This window comes from Aquirufa sp. (assembly GCF_964796385.1).
Genome location: NZ_CBAUBA010000024.1, coordinates 24,744 through 41,398 on the forward strand (window position 1 = coordinate 24,744; position 16,655 = coordinate 41,398).

At 41.0% G+C, this 16,655-nt stretch carries 12 protein-coding genes and 1 pseudogene; 6 read left to right on the forward strand and 7 right to left on the reverse strand.

Going from position 1 to position 16,655, the window contains the following annotated elements:
* Positions 1-201 precede the first annotated feature (201 nt).
* From pyk to priA, 4 genes are read left to right on the forward strand one after another with little or no spacing between them, the layout of a single operon-like run.
* A complete protein-coding gene (pyk, locus tag AC1W6K_RS08355) occupies positions 202-1,671 on the forward strand; it encodes a pyruvate kinase (RefSeq protein WP_481720101.1) in 1,470 nt (489 codons plus the stop codon).
* A 7-nt stretch (positions 1,672-1,678) separates the two neighbouring features.
* Positions 1,679-2,449: a lysophospholipid acyltransferase family protein gene (locus AC1W6K_RS08360; protein WP_395785299.1), complete on the forward strand. Its 771-nt coding sequence runs from the start codon at positions 1,679-1,681 to the stop codon at positions 2,447-2,449.
* Positions 2,450-3,055 carry a gliding motility lipoprotein GldD gene (gene gldD, locus AC1W6K_RS08365; RefSeq protein WP_481947139.1) on the forward strand — a complete coding sequence of 202 codons (606 nt, stop codon included), beginning with the start codon at positions 2,450-2,452 and terminating at the stop codon, positions 3,053-3,055.
* A gap of 40 nt (positions 3,056-3,095) precedes the next feature.
* A complete protein-coding gene (priA, locus tag AC1W6K_RS08370; protein ID WP_481947140.1) occupies positions 3,096-5,597 on the forward strand; it encodes a replication restart helicase PriA in 2,502 nt (833 codons plus the stop codon).
* On the opposite strand, the gene AC1W6K_RS08375 is transcribed toward priA, so the two are convergent.
* The 3 genes from AC1W6K_RS08375 to AC1W6K_RS08385 form a co-directional block, all read right to left on the reverse strand.
* Positions 5,594-6,319, reverse strand: a complete 726-nt coding sequence (locus AC1W6K_RS08375; protein WP_481947141.1) for a nitroreductase family protein — start codon at positions 6,317-6,319, stop codon at positions 5,594-5,596. The two genes, priA and AC1W6K_RS08375, sit on opposite strands and share 4 nt — an antisense overlap.
* Positions 6,320-6,416: 97 nt before the next feature.
* Complete coding sequence (locus tag AC1W6K_RS08380; protein WP_481947142.1) at positions 6,417-8,189, reverse strand: RagB/SusD family nutrient uptake outer membrane protein; 1,773 nt, start codon at positions 8,187-8,189, stop codon at positions 6,417-6,419.
* 27 nt (positions 8,190-8,216) lie between these two features.
* Complete coding sequence (locus AC1W6K_RS08385; RefSeq protein ID WP_481947143.1) at positions 8,217-11,471, reverse strand: SusC/RagA family TonB-linked outer membrane protein; 3,255 nt, start codon at positions 11,469-11,471, stop codon at positions 8,217-8,219.
* A gap of 267 nt (positions 11,472-11,738) precedes the next feature.
* Here AC1W6K_RS08385 and AC1W6K_RS08390 point away from each other — a divergent pair, with 267 nt between their 5' ends.
* Positions 11,739-12,314, forward strand: coding sequence for an adenylate kinase (locus AC1W6K_RS08390; RefSeq protein WP_481947144.1), 576 nt, complete (start codon positions 11,739-11,741; stop codon positions 12,312-12,314).
* Positions 12,315-12,393: 79 nt separating this feature from the next.
* Positions 12,394-13,428 carry a GTPase ObgE gene (gene obgE, locus AC1W6K_RS08395; protein ID WP_481947148.1) on the forward strand — a complete coding sequence of 345 codons (1,035 nt, stop codon included), beginning with the start codon at positions 12,394-12,396 and terminating at the stop codon, positions 13,426-13,428.
* A 1-nt stretch (position 13,429) separates the two neighbouring features.
* Here the strand turns inward: obgE and AC1W6K_RS08400 are convergent, their stop codons facing one another.
* From AC1W6K_RS08400 to AC1W6K_RS08415, 4 genes and pseudogenes are all read right to left on the reverse strand, one after another.
* Positions 13,430-14,335: an SDR family oxidoreductase gene (locus AC1W6K_RS08400; RefSeq protein ID WP_481947145.1), complete on the reverse strand. Its 906-nt coding sequence runs from the start codon at positions 14,333-14,335 to the stop codon at positions 13,430-13,432.
* Complete coding sequence (gene hemC, locus AC1W6K_RS08405; RefSeq protein WP_481947146.1) at positions 14,332-15,273, reverse strand: hydroxymethylbilane synthase; 942 nt, start codon at positions 15,271-15,273, stop codon at positions 14,332-14,334. The genes AC1W6K_RS08400 and hemC overlap by 4 nt, the downstream gene beginning before the upstream one ends.
* Positions 15,257-16,387, reverse strand: a complete 1,131-nt coding sequence (locus AC1W6K_RS08410; RefSeq protein ID WP_481947147.1) for a DNA polymerase III subunit — start codon at positions 16,385-16,387, stop codon at positions 15,257-15,259. Before AC1W6K_RS08410 ends, hemC begins: the two co-directional genes overlap by 17 nt.
* 3 nt (positions 16,388-16,390) lie before the next feature.
* Positions 16,391-16,655: pseudogene (locus tag AC1W6K_RS08415) on the reverse strand (glucose-1-phosphate thymidylyltransferase); the annotation flags it as partial.

Consider the following 16,655-nt stretch of genomic DNA (forward strand, 5'->3'; position numbering starts at 1 on the left):
ATTTAATTGGGGAGCTGTAATTAGTTCCCTTTTTTTATGCCTGTCTCATTTTTGGATTAATCGAGTAAAAAATAATACGTTAGGTTTGTAGCCTCTATCAAATCCTAAATTTTTCCGGGTGGTGATATGTATTATCAAGATTTAATTCCATTTTTCGCAGAGTAAAATGTAAATTGCAAATTAAATTGACTTAATTAATCTATGTCGTATCAACGCAAAACAAAAATAGTTGCCACAGTAGGCCCAGCCTCTGAATCTAGAGAATCATTAATCCAATTAGCCAAGGCAGGTGTAAATATTTTCCGTTTAAATTTTTCACATGGTACGCATGAGGATCATTTGGCCCGTTTGAAGATGATTCGTTCCATCAGTGATGAAATGGGTTTGAATTTAACTATTCTTCAAGATTTGCAGGGCCCTAAAATTCGTACCCAACTTGTTGAAAATAATGGTGTTCCACTAGAAGCAGGCAAGCAGTTGATTTTTGCGATGGACGAAAACCTTTTGGGAACCTCTGAGAAAGTAGGTACCACATATACGTCGATGTACTTAGATGTGAATGTTGGCGAGCGTATTTTGATGGATGATGGTAACCTAGAGGTAAAGGTACTTGCTATTGATAAGGTAAAAAAAGAAGTACTTACGGAAGTGATTTACGGAGGTATTTTGAAATCTAAAAAAGGAATTAATCTTCCCGGAACCAAGGTGTCTTTACCTTGTTTAACTGAAAAAGATACAGCAGATTTATATTTTGGCTTAGACCATGGTGTGGATTGGATTGCTTTATCTTTTGTACGTAAAGCTTCAGATATCTGGGATATTAAAGATAAAATCAAGGCTTACGGCAAAACGGCTAAAGTTATTGCCAAAATCGAAAAGCCTGAAGCAATTGATAATTTGGATGAGATCATTGAAGCGACGGATGCCATCATGGTGGCGCGTGGCGATCTAGGGGTCGAAATGGACGGTGCCGTTGTTCCCTACTTACAAAAAGTTATGGTAGAGAAGTGTACAGCCGCCGGGAAACCAGTAATTGTAGCTACCCAAATGTTGGAATCTATGATTACCAATCCAGTACCTACGCGTGCGGAAACATCCGACGTGGCAAATGCGGTCTTGCAAGGGGCTTCTGCCACCATGCTTTCCGGTGAATCTGCATCTGGTGCTTACCCAATCAAAGCCGTTGAAACGATGGCGCATATTCATGAGGTCGTAGAGCAACAACAAAATGCGATTGAAATTATAAAAGGAGATGAAGCTGCGATCTATTTTAAAAACCATGCATTAGCCAATACACCTAATGTTACCTTAACTGACCGCCTAATTTCTGGAGCATGCCGTTTAGCGCGTGACTCCAAAGCAAAAGCGATTCTTTGTATTACCAATTCAGGCCAAACAGCATTTAAGCTGTCGGCGCACCGGCCAAAAGCCGACTTATATATTTTCACCAATGACAAACAGGTGATGACTACCATGGGTCTTTTATGGGGCGTTAAAGTATTTTATTATGATGCTGCCGTTGAAAGTGTTGAGAAAACAGTGCAAGGTATGGTTGATCGATTAAAGAACGAGGGATTACTTCAGGTAGGCGATGTTTTTGTAACTACTTTATCTATCCCTGCGCATACGACGAAAAAAACGAATACGGTTCAATTGGGAACTGTCGAGTAATTCTTTCATGAAGAAAAAGAATCCATATATTTCAAATCCTTTGATCGGTCTATACTCTGTGTGGACCGGTTTTTGGTTTATTGGGTGGTTTCTCGCGCTGTACCCCTTCATGGTTATTTTACTACAGCGTAAGGATACTAAACGCTACGCACATAAATTAGTCCGGCTTTGGTCCAGTTTATTTTTTGCTTTTGGATTCGTTCGTTTCGAAATTCAAACAGACAAAAAATTAGATTCTAAGCAAGCATATGTATTCTGCTCGAATCACTTCTCCTATTTAGATATTCCAGCCTTTGTGAAGATCTTGCCCAATTATTTCTCATTTGTTGGTAAATCTTCCATCAAAAAAGTCCCGCTTTTTGGCTACCTCTACAGCGGCTTAAATATATTAGTTGACCGTAACGACCGCGGCTCTCGAACTGCTACCTTGTCTAAATCCATCCGGGCGCTGCAGTCCAATCGTAGTATTATTATTTTTCCTGAAGGTGGCATCACATCAAAAAATTTTCCATTTATGTCGAGCCCATTTAAAGATGGAGCTTTTGCGATGGCCATTCAGCAACAGGTACCCGTTTTGCCAGTATCGTTCCTGAATAATTTTCAAATGTTGGACGATGATTTTTTTGCCCTCCGACCAGGTAAGGTGAAAGTGATTATTCACGCGCCTATTGAGACCAAGGGGATGACACAGGAAGATATGCCCATGCTACGAGAAAAAGTATTTGAAACGATTCAAAAACCGATTTTGGATTATCACGGTGTAGATATGCCCCAGTAAATGATTCGATACCTACTTTTTGTTGCTTTTGTGTGGTCCTGTAGTTCTGCTACGGAGGAGGTCAACTACCTTCCGAGGCCTAAAGGTTTTAACCGAATCATTTTACCTCCCATCGCTTTCCAACCTATAGAAAGTGGACATCCGTACCGTTTTGAGATTTCTAAATACGCACAGGTTATTCCAGATACTGCGCAGATTGGAAATAAAAAAAGAGTTTGGAAAGCAGAGCCACATTGGATTTACATCTATTACCCGCGTTGGGATGCATTTATTCAGATTACCTACAAATCACTTGGTGGCGATCGAAAAAAAATGAATGCACTCATCAATGATTCCTATACGTTAGCTTATAAACATCAAGGAAAGGCAGCGAGCATAAAAGATTACATGATGACTACGACCGATGGGCGCAAAGCAGGACTTATCGAGCTCAATGGGGAAGTTGCCACCTCATTGCAGTTCTTTACGACCGATAGTTCCAAGCATTTTCTACGTGGCGCCATCTATGTGAAGACAGCCACCCAAAACGATTCATTAGCGCCCATCATTCAATATTTGAAACAGGATGCAATTCACTTAGTCCAAACACTTCGCTGGCAAGATTAGCTTGCCCGACTGCCGATCTTTGTGTTTATTTGTAGCTGTCATGGGAGAATCAAGTTTACTTTTTGAATCTGAAGAATCGACGGTTTTCGTTGATGCCCTACTACCATTACCCATCCCTCGTTTTTTCACCTACCGCGTCCCCAGGCAATGGGCACAGGTTGTTGAGTCAGGCTTACGTATTGTTGTGCCTTTTGGTAGTACTAAAGTGTTGACTGCCGTAATCGTATATGTACATCATCAGCCTCCTAAACAATATCAAGCGAAGTATATTTTAGAGATTTTAGATGACGCTCCACTGGTGACCTCTTCTCAAATTGCCTTGTTTCAATGGGTCGCAAATTATTACATGTGCTATCCTGGAGAAGTTTTTCAAGTCGCTCTACCCGCTGGATTAAAAATTTCGAGTCAATCCAAAGTACAAGTACATCCTGAATTCGATCAATTCAATGAGTTGACCGAAAAGGAGCGTGTGATTGTCGAAGCAATTCAAGCCAAAGGGGCCTTAACCTACGATGAGGTCGCACGTGTAGCCGAAGTTAAAAGTCCGTACCACCACATTAAAGCATTAGTTGGCAAGGGAGCTGTGTTGATTTTTGATGAGCTGAAGGACAGGTATACCCCTAAAGTGATTCGAAAGATTCGGCTGTGTAGGGCTTGGGAGGATGTAGGCCAACTGACCGAATTGATTAAAAGTTTGGAGGATAAAACAAAGCAAATAAGTGTGCTACTTCATTATTTGCGCTTTATTCCGGTTTTACGTGATCCTTCGATGAACCAAAAGGGTTTAGAAAAATCTAGTTTTTCGCAAGCTGACTTGTCGGAAAGCTCTTTACAAACCTTACTTAAAAACGGTGTTTTTGAATCTTTTGAAGTAATCGTTTCGCGCTTTGGTTCGGATAATGACGATTTTATTCCATCCTCATTTGAATTAAATCAGGCACAATCGCAAGCATATCAATCGATATTAGATCAATTTCAAACGAAAGAAACCGTATTGTTACATGGGATTACAGGTAGCGGTAAAACGGAAATATATATTCGCTTAATTCAAGAGGCGCTTGCGAATGGTGATCAAGTCTTGTATTTGCTTCCCGAGATTGCCTTAACGACCCAGATCGTTTCGCGCTTGAAAAAGATTTTTGGTGAGCAAGTTGGGATTTATCATTCCAAATTTTCGGATAATGAGCGCGTTGAAGTTTGGAAATCAATCGTGGAAGGGAAATATCCATTTGTGGTGGGCGTTCGTTCTTCGGTGTTTTTGCCTTTTTCTCGACTTGGTTTAATCATTATCGATGAGGAGCATGAATCTTCGTTTAAACAAACGGATCCGGCACCGCGTTATCATGCGCGAGACGTGGCGATGGTGCTGGCGAGCCAACAAGGAGCCAAGGTGCTTTTGGGTTCCGCTACGCCATCCATCGAATCATATTACCAAGCTAAGCAAGGTAAATATGGTTTAGTTACATTATCTGAGCGATTTGGTAAAGCCCAACTACCCGAACTTCGTTTGTTGGACACAAAATACGCTACCCGAATGAAGCAGATGAAGGGAGGTTTTTCGGTAGATCTCGTTTCGGTTTTGCAATCAAATTTTGAATGTGGAAAACAAAGTCTTTTGTTTCAAAATAGGAGGGGGTATTCGCCCTATATCCAATGCCAAGATTGTGATTGGATTGCTGAATGTAATCAATGTGACGTGAGTTTGACGTATCACGCCAAGGACCAAGAATTGCGTTGCCATTATTGTGGATACCGCGAAGGTTTGTTGACGCGATGTGGCGCTTGTGGAAGTACGCAATTAAAAACAATGGGCTATGGAACGGAGAAATTGGAGGAGGAATTGCAGTTTTTAATACCTGATGCCCGTATCGGGAGGATGGACTTAGACACGACACGCTCGAAAACAGCATTTAATAGCCTTTTAAGTGAGATTCAATCGGGAAACATTGATATACTTGTTGGCACGCAAATGGTCGCCAAAGGCCTCGATTTTGAGGGATTATCCACGGTTGCGATTTTCGATGCGGATCGAATTATTAATTTTCCTGATTTTCGAGCGCATGAGCGTGCGTTTCAATTGATTACCCAAGTGGCTGGTCGGGCCGGCAGGCGCGATGAACAAGGTCAAGTTTATGTACAAACGAATCAACCCAATCATCGCCTGTTTGATTTTATTCAGCGTGGTGACTATGCTGCTTTATATAATGATGAGATTGTGGAGCGGGAAGGGTATCAGTATCCGCCTTTTTCACGTTTGATTAAATTAACACTTCGGCATATAGAGGCACAAGCGGTGGATCAAGCGGCGAGGCATTTAGGTATGGTACTGAAGGAGCGTTTTGGGCATGGGAGGGTACTCGGACCTGAAAAACCGCTGATTGAGCGTATTCGTAATCAATATGCGATGGAAATCTTAATAAAATTAGAGAAGGGAGTTTCCTTAGCTAAGTTTAAAGAAAATTTGCGGGGATGTTTGGATGAATTGCCAACCAATAAACTATTCAAAGGCGTTCAGGTAATTCCAGATGTAGATTGTCTTTAGCGTTTAAACACAACATCTTCATAAGGTAATCGGAAGCGTTTTCCCCAAATTCCCTCTTCGGTTCCTTTGCCTACAGAAACAATCATATTGATTTCGGCACCTGATGGCAAGCCTAATTCTTTCTTAACCCGCACGGCATCAAACCCTTCCATCGGACATGATTCAAATCCTTCGGCTGCAATGGAAAGCATAAATGTTTGCGCAGCTAGGGCACATGATTTGTGCGCCATGACACGCTGATCTGCTTTGCCTCCAAAACGCATAAAAGGTTTCCGGATTCCCATAAAAAAACACATGGCTTTGCGAATTCCTGTGAAGAATCCAAATGGATCCTGACGGTAAAGTAGTGGCATTAATTTGCTGTAATACTGCAGGCCTCTCTTCTCCATTTTATTAGGCTCTTTTCCCTGAAGCGATTCTTGAATGCGCGCTAAATTCCATTTTGCTCGCTTTGGCCATAAGTCCAAACGGGTGACAAAGACAACTAGGTGTGCGGTATTTTTTGCTGCGGATTGCCCTAAACACAAGGCATGAAATTTTGCTTTTTCTTCGGGGCTTTGAATCCAATAGAATTCCCACAATTGCATATTGCTGCTGTTCGGAGATAGAATAGCCCGCTTAAGGCTCCGTTCAATTATGTCATCGGAAACGATTACTTCAGGATCAAAACGTCTGTTTGATCTACGGCGTTGTATAATGGTTTCAAATGAATCAGCTAGCATAGGAATAAATTTTGTCAAAGATACAGGAAATGTGGTAGGTCTTAAAACAAAAAAAGTCAGAACCTAAGGTTCTGACTTTTTTCATATTTAAGATGGATTAATATCCATCATTTTGCTTCAATGTAGCTTTTCCCTCTTTTTGAGAATTTAAGATCTCATCGATAGGCAATGGGAAGTATCTATTTTTTGGAGTAAATGATTTTCCAATCATATAACTTCTTTTGCTGTACGTTCTTCCAGTTAAGTCTTTACCTGGTGCACCTTCCTTAGGAATGTACATTTTGTTTAAGAAGTCTTCTGCAATTCCCCAACGAACCAAGTCGAAGAAACGGTGACCTTCCATCGCAAATTCCAAGCGGTTTTCCATGTACACTGCATTTAATGCAAAATCTTTACCGTTAGCAGCAAAAGTACCAGCAGGATAAGGGTTTATGGCATATTTAACTGATGGATCTTGAACTTTACTTGATTTTGCCCGATTACGAATCATATTTACATACTCTTCTGCCTTGGCTAAATTGTTTGTTTCAGCCTCAATTTCAGCTAACCATAAGATTACAGTTGATAGCTTGAATAAACGATAGTTATTATTAACTGAACGACGTGCAGTTGCATGCGTTGAACTTCCTTCATCAGCTAAATAATACATCCATTTTTTTCCAGTGTATGGACCCGCATAGTTTTGGTCACGAATCCAAGAAAAACCTGGCATTTTACCCCAATCAAGGAAATTAACTCCACGACGACCTACTGTCCAATCTAATCGTGGATCTACAGGCTGAGAAACATCTAATACAAAATTAGCATTAGCTGCAACTCCTTGATCATTTGGTAAATCTACATCGTTGTACGTATCCTCAAGACCTGCTTTGTTTTTTCCAATCATCGGAAGTCCGTCTGCTGTGGTTTTGAACGAATTTACCAGATTTTGGGAAGGTTGATAAAAACCACAACATCCACGGCCCGGTGCGGTTGCACTGTATGGCCAGTTTAAGCCATCACCACCATTACCATTTCCACCCGTAGAACCATCGTTAACCGAGAATTGAACTTCAAAAATTGACTCAGCATTGTTATTTGTTATATTTCGATAGTTTTCATGATAATCCACAAGTCTTTTTCCCGAGTTTTGCAAGATATCTAACAAAAGTGGTTTAGCTAAATCCCATTTCTTTTGAAAAAGATATGATTTCGCTAGATATGCCATTGCTGCCCACTTAGTAGCTCTACCTTTTTGAGCTTGTGTAGCTGGCAGGTTTGCTGCTGCAAACTTGAAATCGTCTTCAATGTTCGGCCAAATATCTTTGTCGTTTGGTAACTTCGTTGAATTTGGATCATCACGCTTATACGTTTTCTCGTCGATAAATGGAATCATATTCCACATTTTTTTACCTTCGAAATGGTAATGTCCACGTAAAAAACGTGCTTCAGCTTCCACTTGTGTTTTTTGCGCTGCAGTCATGTCTTTTACATCCGGACTTTTAGCGAGTAAAATAGCCTCATTGGCACGAGCTACGCCATCATAAGTATGTTGCCATTTTCCTAAAAAATACGTGTTTTCAGCAAACCACGTGTATTGCTCAATAAAACTTTGTTCTGGTTGGTCACCAGCATCTGTACCTTTAACCGCGTCACCTGATGTAATTCCACCAAAAACATAGTTCGAGATGGTTGATGTACGGCCTATATTTCCTGCACCCTGTCCATCCAATAAAGAATATGCACCAATCAATAATGCGTCTACTCCATTTTTGTTAGATAGGGATGTTAGTGAAGCAGCTCCTTGAGGTTCTACCTCGAGGAACGACTCTGAACAAGAAAAGTTAATTCCAGCGGTCGCAAATAATGCGAATATGATTATCTTTTTCATTTTTTCTGTTTTTTCTAATATTAGTAATTAAAATCCTACTCTTAAACCCACATTGTAAGATTTAGCCACTGGGAATGCACCTTCATCAATACCCATGTGGATATCTTGATTATCTGCTCCCGAGTTTCTAATGTTGATATCAGGATCTAATCCTTTATACTTAGTGAAAGTAAATAAGTTTTGTCCTTGAACATACACTTGCATCGAACTTAGCTTTATTCTCTTTAACATAGTTGCAGGTACCGAATAAGTTAATTGGATGTTCTTGATACGCATGAATGAACCGTCCTCTACAAAATAAGTTGAGATCTGCTGAGAAAATGTATCACTCGCATTTAAACGTGGTAATTGAGCTACATCTCCTTGTTTCTTCCAAGATTTATATAACATATCCTTCGAACGGTTACCTTGGAATGTATTAAAGTCAGTCCAATACTTCAAATAGTTGAAAATCTCATTTCCTTGTACCCCTTGAGCAAACACAGCTAAATCCCAATCCTTATAACCTAAGTTAAGGTTAACACCATATGTGAAATCTGGGTGAGGATTACCAATAATATCTCTGTCAGATGCATTGATTTTTCCGTCACCATTCACGTCCTTGAATTTGAAAACACCTGCACGAGTATAGCCTGGAATTTGTACTGCTTTCGCTGCCTCTGCATCATCTTTTATGACACCTTCATTTACATAACCGAAGAAACTCGCAATCGGTAATCCGGCTCTTGTTAATGAAATGGCTGGTAGACGAGTCGTAAATCCAAAGATTTGCGCTTTCGGATCGTCATTTAACTTAACTACATTGTTTTTGTACTGGCTAATTTGTCCTGAAATTGAATAGCGTAATTGACCAATTTGATCTCTATAAGATACGTTTAGGTCAACTCCCGTATTATTCACTTCTCCAATGTTTACAAAAGGAATACTAGCTGATCCCGCTGTTCTTGGAATGGGTACTCTTGTCAACATATCTGATGTTGTACGTGTGTACCAGTCAAAAGCAATATCCAATTTGTTGTTAAGTAAACTTGCATCAAAACCAATGTTGGTTGACGTATTAGTTTCCCAACGGCCATTTGAATTACCAAATTGTGCAATGTCGAAACCTCCTACAATAGAACTACCTGTTCCATTGATGTCATATGCATTGTTGTTCGGGTCTGGAGTAAACAAGGTATACGCATTGTACACATTTGGAATCAACTGATTACCTGTTTTACCCCAACCAGCACGTACTTTTAAATCATTAAGTGCAGTTACGTTTTTCAATAAAGGTAATTCCGAAAGACGAGCACCTACTGAGAATGCTGGGAAAACACCATAACGATAGGCTGAGGAGAAACGAGATGAACCATCTCTACGCAACGTGAAATCGGCTAGTAAAAATTCTTTATAGGAATAATTAACTTTTCCAAATTGAGAAAACAAAGCAGTTATTGTCGCCCCTTCGCCTGCATTAGCAAGACCTGCGGCAGATCCATTGTTTAAGTAACGATAAGTAAAATCATCAAAAGCAAAACCACTTCGCTGTGCTCCAAAGCTAACTCCATAAGTTGATACCGCTTCTGTACCTACTAACACGTTAAAATTGTGATCTCCTATTGTTTTTGTATAGTTCAGCGTATTGTACCAAGTTACTGCACGATCATAGCTATTACTTACCGTTAAACTACTCACATTTCGTGCCTCGGCAGCTTCAATATCACGATTAAAAAATGATGATTGATTGAAGTTATTGTACTCAAAACCTAAACTAGTACGTGCCTTCAAATCTTTTATGATTTCTAGTTCAGCAAATACATTACCAAAGATATGCGTCGCTCTAACTGGGTTATCTTTTTCTCTGTACTGACGAGCTAATGGATTAGGCGCATTTCCTAAGTTCGAACCACGTGGACCTGCAAAACCATTTAAAAACGATGTATTTGTTCCTCCTAAAGCGATTGGACCTCCAGTGATATCAAAAACGGGGATAATCGGTTGAATACGAACAGCAAACATGATTGGATTCGATTCACTATTGTTTCCACTAGGAACACCTTGACGCTCATCATACGAAACCGTAAAGTTCTCACCAAACGTGACCGCTCCTTTTTTGAATTCCGTATTAGCGCGAACTGAGTAACGCTTGTAGCCTGTATACTTTAAAATACCTTCTTGATCAAAATAACTGGCAGAAATCGCATACTTACCATTTTTTGATCCTCCTGTTGCTCCTAACTGGTAGTTAGATATTTTAGCTGGTCCAAAAATTTCACGTTGCCAATTAGTACCTTCTTTATTAGCCTTTGTAATATTAAAAGCTGTTTTACCCAAGTTTGGATCCGCGATGTCATTCGTGTACGTAAAGTTAGCTGGCAATGCACCGTACACGTTTGGATAAATATAATCCGCGATTGTTTGCGTTCCATCTGGTGCAAAACGGTATTGGGCTGATGGAGAAGTTCCCGCCGGTCTGCCTGCACCAATTTGTGACTCGTAGAAATATTGACCTAATTCTTTCGTATTCATTAAATCCAAAAGCTTACCCACTTGCTGTGTACCCGTGTACATGTCAAAATTAATTTTTGGCTCACCTTCACCACCACGTTTTGTTGTGATGATCACAACCCCATTCGCGGCACGTGCTCCGTAGATAGAAGCGGCAGAAGCATCTTTCAATACCTGCATTGACTCGATATCATTTGGGTTGATTTGGTTTAGTGTACCCTGTGTAGGTACGCCATCAATTACATATAAAGGGGAGTTGTTGTTTGTAGATCCAAATCCACGAACACGTACCATCGTTCCTCCACCAGGGGAGTTGTCATTACCAACGGTAACGCCCGCTGCACGACCCTGTAACATTTGCGTTACGGATGCTGCTGGTACCGCTAATAATTCTTTGGCACTTACCACCGCTACCGCTCCCGTAATATCTTTTTTACGTTGGGATGAGTATCCAGTAACAACTACTTCACTTAATTGACTTACATCTTCATCCAAGACAATGTTCAAAGTTGAACGATTCGCTACAGATGATGTTTTCGTTACAAATCCTACCGAACTAAATACGAGTTCCGCATTATTTGTCTTAACTGAAATGGAGTAGGCTCCATTTACGTCCGTTGTTGTTCCAGTCGTCGTACCTTTGACTGCAACAGATACTCCGGGAATTCCCCCGCCTTTGGCGTCTTGGACTGAACCCGTAATTTTTCGGTCTTGAGCTAATGCTGTCCATGTTACGGATAACATCAACACCATCGCAAAGACCACTCGGCTTAGGTAGAAATTGTTTTTCATAAATTAAGTTAGTTTAAGTGTTTGCCGACTAATTAGCCTAATGTGCCGACGTATTAAGTTGTCAAAGTAAAATAATAAATAAACCAATGCAAAATATTTTATATAATTATTTTGATAAATTTTATTTATAAATATAATAAACACGCAATCAATTGATAATCTTAGTGTTTTCGGTTTCCTGATAAATAGTATAATCTGAATCCTTTGTTTACCTTTGTGGTTCTACGATTTTTTCACTTAATCAAAGGAATTTTCCGCGCATTTTTTATGTTAAATTTAGTTTTATTCGGGCCTCCTGGGGCAGGCAAAGGAACTCAATCGGCCAAAATCATTGAAAAATACGGTTTAATACACCTATCCACAGGTGATTTGTTGCGCGCAGAGATTTCTGCTGGCACCACATTAGGATTAGAAGCTAAAAAACTAATGGATCAAGGTATTTTGGTTCCTGACGCCGTTGTTATCGGCATGATCGAAAATAAATTGAACGACAATAAGGCTGCTGCTGGATTTATATTCGACGGTTTTCCGCGTACAGTCGCGCAGGCGGAAGCGCTAGATTCGCTTTTGGCGAGCCACTCGTTGAACATCACGCAAATGATCGCGTTAGAGGTTGCTGAGGAGGAATTAACCCAAAGACTTTTAGAACGTGGTAAATCATCTGGTAGACCAGATGATCAAAACGAATCATTAATTCGCAAGCGGGTACAAGAATATATGGAAAAAACGGCCCCTGTTGCTGGCTATTATGCCAACCAAGGGAAATTTACGGGTATTAATGGGGTGGGTGAGATTGAGGTGATTTTTGGGCAGATTCTTTCCATTATAGAGATTAGAGAGTAGAGAGTAGAGAGTAGAGAATGTAGAGCATACCTTCGGACTTGGATTAAAGTCTAGCTAGCGACTAGTGACTAAATATTATATTATGACTTCAAATTTCATCGATTACGTCAAAATAAACCTGCGTTCTGGACGCGGAGGAAGTGGCTCATCCCATTTTCGTCGTGAAAAGCACGTGCCCAAAGGCGGGCCAGACGGAGGAGATGGCGGTCGTGGTGGTCATGTTTATATAGTTGGCAATTCCCAACATTGGACCTTACTACATCTGAAATTTCAAAAACATGTCATTGCCGATAATGGTAAAGGTGGCGAAGGTGGTCGTCGTTCAGGCCTTGAGGGAGAAGATATTTTTGTGGAGGTGCCCTTAGGTACCATTGTTAAAGATGCAGAAACAAACGAGTTTCTTGCTGAAGTAACTGAAGAAGGTCAAAAAGTATTATTGTTGGCCGGCGGACGTGGAGGTTTAGGAAATACGCATTTTAAATCATCTACCAACCAGTCCCCGCGTCACGCACAACTAGGCGAGGCTGGACTTGATCGCTGGGTGGTTATGGAATTGAAAGTTTTAGCAGACGTTGGATTAGTTGGCTTTCCTAATGCCGGCAAATCAACCTTACTTTCTGTCCTTTCGTCAGCAAAACCAGAAATTGCTGATTATCCATTTACTACCCTAGTACCTAATTTAGGTGTGGTTGCTTACCGTGATTACAAATCATTTGTTGTCGCCGATATTCCCGGTATTATCGAAGGTGCTGCTGAAGGAAAAGGCCTTGGATTGCGTTTTTTGCGCCATATTGAGCGTAACTCTATCCTATGTTTTCTGATTCCATCAGACGCAGCGAACTGGGGAAAAGAATACGAAATTCTTGTTGGCGAATTAACTAAATTCAATCCCGAATTATTACATAAACGCCGCGTTTTAGTTGTTTCTAAGATGGATTTATCTATCCCTGAAATGGAGCCTGAAATGCGCGAAAGTCTACCTAAAGGTCTTCCTTTGGTATTTATTTCTTCCATTACTCAAGTTGGAATTCAAGAGCTGAAAGACCTTCTCTGGGAAACTTTACAAGAAGAAAATAAAGAAGTTGCCACCCAAGTGCCAAGCAGCATCGAATAAACTATTTGGCGATTTGTTGCGACATCAAAGCAATTCCCTCATCAAAAGTGCGTGGTCTGTAACCCAATTCCCGTGTTGCCTTATCAAGAATAAAACCAGTTCTCGGTGGGCGCTTCGCCGTTTGTGAAAAGGTAGACGAATCAGCTTGTTGGATCAAGTCCGTAGGCAGCCCATAAAAGTGGGCCGTTTTAATCGCCATCTCATATGGTGTTAAAAAGTCAGAGCCTGAGATGTTAAATATTCCTTGTGCTTCTTTTTGGGTGATGAGCCAACACCCCATCGCGAGATCTTCAGCTAGGGTAGGTGTACGAAATTGATCTGTCACCACATTAATTTGTTTCCCCTCTTCTAATGACTTTTTAACCCACAAAATGATATTGGTACGGCTCATATCTGCGACAATTCCAAAGACCAAGACGGTACGGGCAATCGCCCAATGGATAGATGAGGCTTCAATTAATTTTTCTGCGCGCAATTTACTCGCCCCATAAACGGAGATTGGATTAGGTATTGCCTCTTCTGTATACGGCCCATCTGCTCCATCAAAAATAAAGTCGGTCGATAAATGACATAGAAACGTGTCATACTTTTGGCAGGCATCGATTAAATAAGCTACAGCGGTTACATTTAATAACTCACAGCCTTCTTGATCCGTCTCACATGTATCCACATTTGTCATCGCGGCCGTATGTATGACCACATGGGGTTTAAAGTTCTCAAATATGGCGTTGATTTCTTCCGCATTCGTAATGTCGAGGGAAACATACCGATACCCCGCTGCATCGGGTAGTCGATTTTCGCCTTTTGCCGTGGCAATCAAGTCCACGGTAGATTGCTGAAGTAACAATTCAACAAGTTTCTGCCCCAAAAGGCCATTTGCACCCGTGATTAGAATCGTTTTTTTCATGATTGAGAAGCTAATTGTACGCGTATTTCTTTTAATAAGGTTTGAGCTCCTTTATTAATTAAATCGATTGCTACCTGATTTCCCGTTAACACAGGGTCTATTCCTGAAGCGTCCGACTCAATTCGCTGATTTCCCGACAAGCTCAGTAAACCCGCTTGTAGGTTAATTTGGCCATCAACAAGTTTAGCATGACCATAAACGGGGACACTACACCCTCCATCTAGCTGAGCTAATACACAGCGTTCTGCCAAAATACAACGTTCCGTATTTATATGATTACATGCCTCGCGAATTGTATGGCGCAAATCTGTTTCAAGCTGGGTCGAGCACTGAATCGCAACACTCCCTTGGCCTACAGCAGGAACGAAATTTGTTAAGGACAAATGTTCTACAATGAAGTCCTTCATATCCATCCGATGTACACCGGCATAAGCAAGTAACATGGCATCACATTCCCCATTTTTTAGTTTTTCGAGTCGCGTTTGTAAATTTCCACGCATCTCTACCGCTGCATGCTGTGGAAAATGATGGGCCAAAAATGCCCGCCGGCGCGTAGACGAAGTTCCAATCCGCAACGGGGCTAATTGCCCCAAGCGAATAGATGGGTTCATACTCACTACCACATCATGTGCCGCCTCACGTTCCGTGAATGCGATGAGTGGAAGATCATCGGCTAAAGTGGAAGGAAGATCTTTGGCAGAATGTTGCGCAATGTCGATTTCTCCAGCTCTCAACATAGTTTCTAATTCTTCCGTAAAAACCCCTTTTGCGCCTATTTTGGATAAAGACCGATCTAAAATTTTATCCCCTATCGTACGAATGGCGACCAATTCATAGGTCATACCAGCTGCTTCTAACAGCCGACCGATATAGTTGGCTTGCCACAAGGCTAACGCGGAATTTCGCGTACCGATACGGATGTTATTTTTTGGCTGCATTCGCAATTCGGATAATTTGCAAAGATAAATCGAGGTGGATCATTTTGGCGCGTCCATTCCTTTCTAAATGATAATATGCGGTAGACAATTGTTCACTGATATGTTCAATAGCCTCACGGTTTAGTGTTTTTGAAAAATTGGTAATAAAGCTTCGTTCTTTTTCAAGTGCCTTGATTAAAGTAGGGGCGTCCGCAATTTGGTACAAACACTGCCTGAAAATATGTAATGCATACTCCAATAGCCCTTTTTGTTCTTCTTTTTGCAAACCATCATATTGATCGGCAAGCGAAGCTAATTTGCCTAAATTTTTACTGTATACCGCACGCATCCAATCGGCAAACCAGGTAGATGTACTGAGGTTTTCTGTTTTTGCTTTTTCCAATGCCCAGGCAATATTTCCTTCGGCGCTGTACGCTAAATTTTGCGCACGATCTGTGTCGATACCTTCCTTTTCAATTAAATAAGTGACCAAATCCGCTTCGTCAACGGCCTGAATCGAAACGCGTTGGGTGCGTGAAAGAATGGTCGTTAGTAGTTTTTGAGCATCTGCACAGACCAACAAAAATAAGGTGGATTTGGGTGGTTCCTCCAGTGTTTTTAATAATGCGTTTCCAGAGGATAAATTTAATGATTCGGGGTTCCAAATGAGCACGACCTTAAAATCTGCTTCAAATGGTTTAAGGCTGATTTTAGGGATTAATTTCCGGGTTTCCTCAACGGGAATATTGCCTTGTTTGTTGCCCTCTGCACCCATGGCAGCCAGCCAGTCGGGAAAGGTTCGATAAGGCGAATCCAATAGAAATTTCCGCCATTCGGGAAGAAATACATCAGATTCAGCTTCTTTCACTTTTTTAGTGGTGACCGTTGGAAACATAAAAACAAGGTCCGGATGGATACCACGATGTACTTTTTGGCAACTAGGGCATTGTCCACATGCATCATCACCTTGTTTGTTGGTGCAAAATAAAAACGAAGTAAACGCCAAGGCCATGGCTAATTGCGCCCCCCCGTTTGGTCCATGAAACAATTGGGCATGTGCGATATGTTGCGTTAACACCGCTTGGCTTAATTGTCTTTTGGTCGTATGAAGTCCGGGAATATCCTGAAAACGCATCCTCTAATTTCGGTCTTTTGATTCCGCTTTCCAAATAGCGTGCATGTTCGATTCCAGATTTTCTGGAATTTCTTGATTTTTGGCACGTATCCATGCCTGAGCACTTCGCTTCGCTTCCTCTAAACGGTATGTCTGCACCGCAGGAAATTCACCCCACGAAAACGCAGGAATAAATCTGGGAAGAAAGTCGGTTCCACTAATATTGCAATGGCAGCTGACGACAGTTCCTGTGTTGAATTTTGTACTAATACCTGTTGTGACAAAATCT

Bases quoted from the DNA above. Each gene is read 5' to 3' on its own strand.
- pyk (WP_481720101.1), top strand. From the start codon at position 202: ATGTCGTATCAACGCAAAACAAAAATAGTTGCCACAGTAGGCCCAGCC.
- AC1W6K_RS08360 (WP_395785299.1), top strand. From the start codon at position 1,679: ATGAAGAAAAAGAATCCATATATTTCAAATCCTTTGATCGGTCTATAC.
- gldD (WP_481947139.1), top strand. From the start codon at position 2,450: ATGATTCGATACCTACTTTTTGTTGCTTTTGTGTGGTCCTGTAGTTCT.
- priA (WP_481947140.1), top strand. From the start codon at position 3,096: ATGGGAGAATCAAGTTTACTTTTTGAATCTGAAGAATCGACGGTTTTC.
- AC1W6K_RS08375 (WP_481947141.1), bottom strand. From the start codon at position 6,319: ATGCTAGCTGATTCATTTGAAACCATTATACAACGCCGTAGATCAAAC.
- AC1W6K_RS08380 (WP_481947142.1), bottom strand. From the start codon at position 8,189: ATGAAAAAGATAATCATATTCGCATTATTTGCGACCGCTGGAATTAAC.
- AC1W6K_RS08385 (WP_481947143.1), bottom strand. From the start codon at position 11,471: ATGAAAAACAATTTCTACCTAAGCCGAGTGGTCTTTGCGATGGTGTTG.
- AC1W6K_RS08390 (WP_481947144.1), top strand. From the start codon at position 11,739: ATGTTAAATTTAGTTTTATTCGGGCCTCCTGGGGCAGGCAAAGGAACT.
- AC1W6K_RS08400 (WP_481947145.1), bottom strand. From the start codon at position 14,335: ATGAAAAAAACGATTCTAATCACGGGTGCAAATGGCCTTTTGGGGCAG.
- hemC (WP_481947146.1), bottom strand. From the start codon at position 15,273: ATGCAGCCAAAAAATAACATCCGTATCGGTACGCGAAATTCCGCGTTA.
- AC1W6K_RS08410 (WP_481947147.1), bottom strand. From the start codon at position 16,387: ATGCGTTTTCAGGATATTCCCGGACTTCATACGACCAAAAGACAATTA.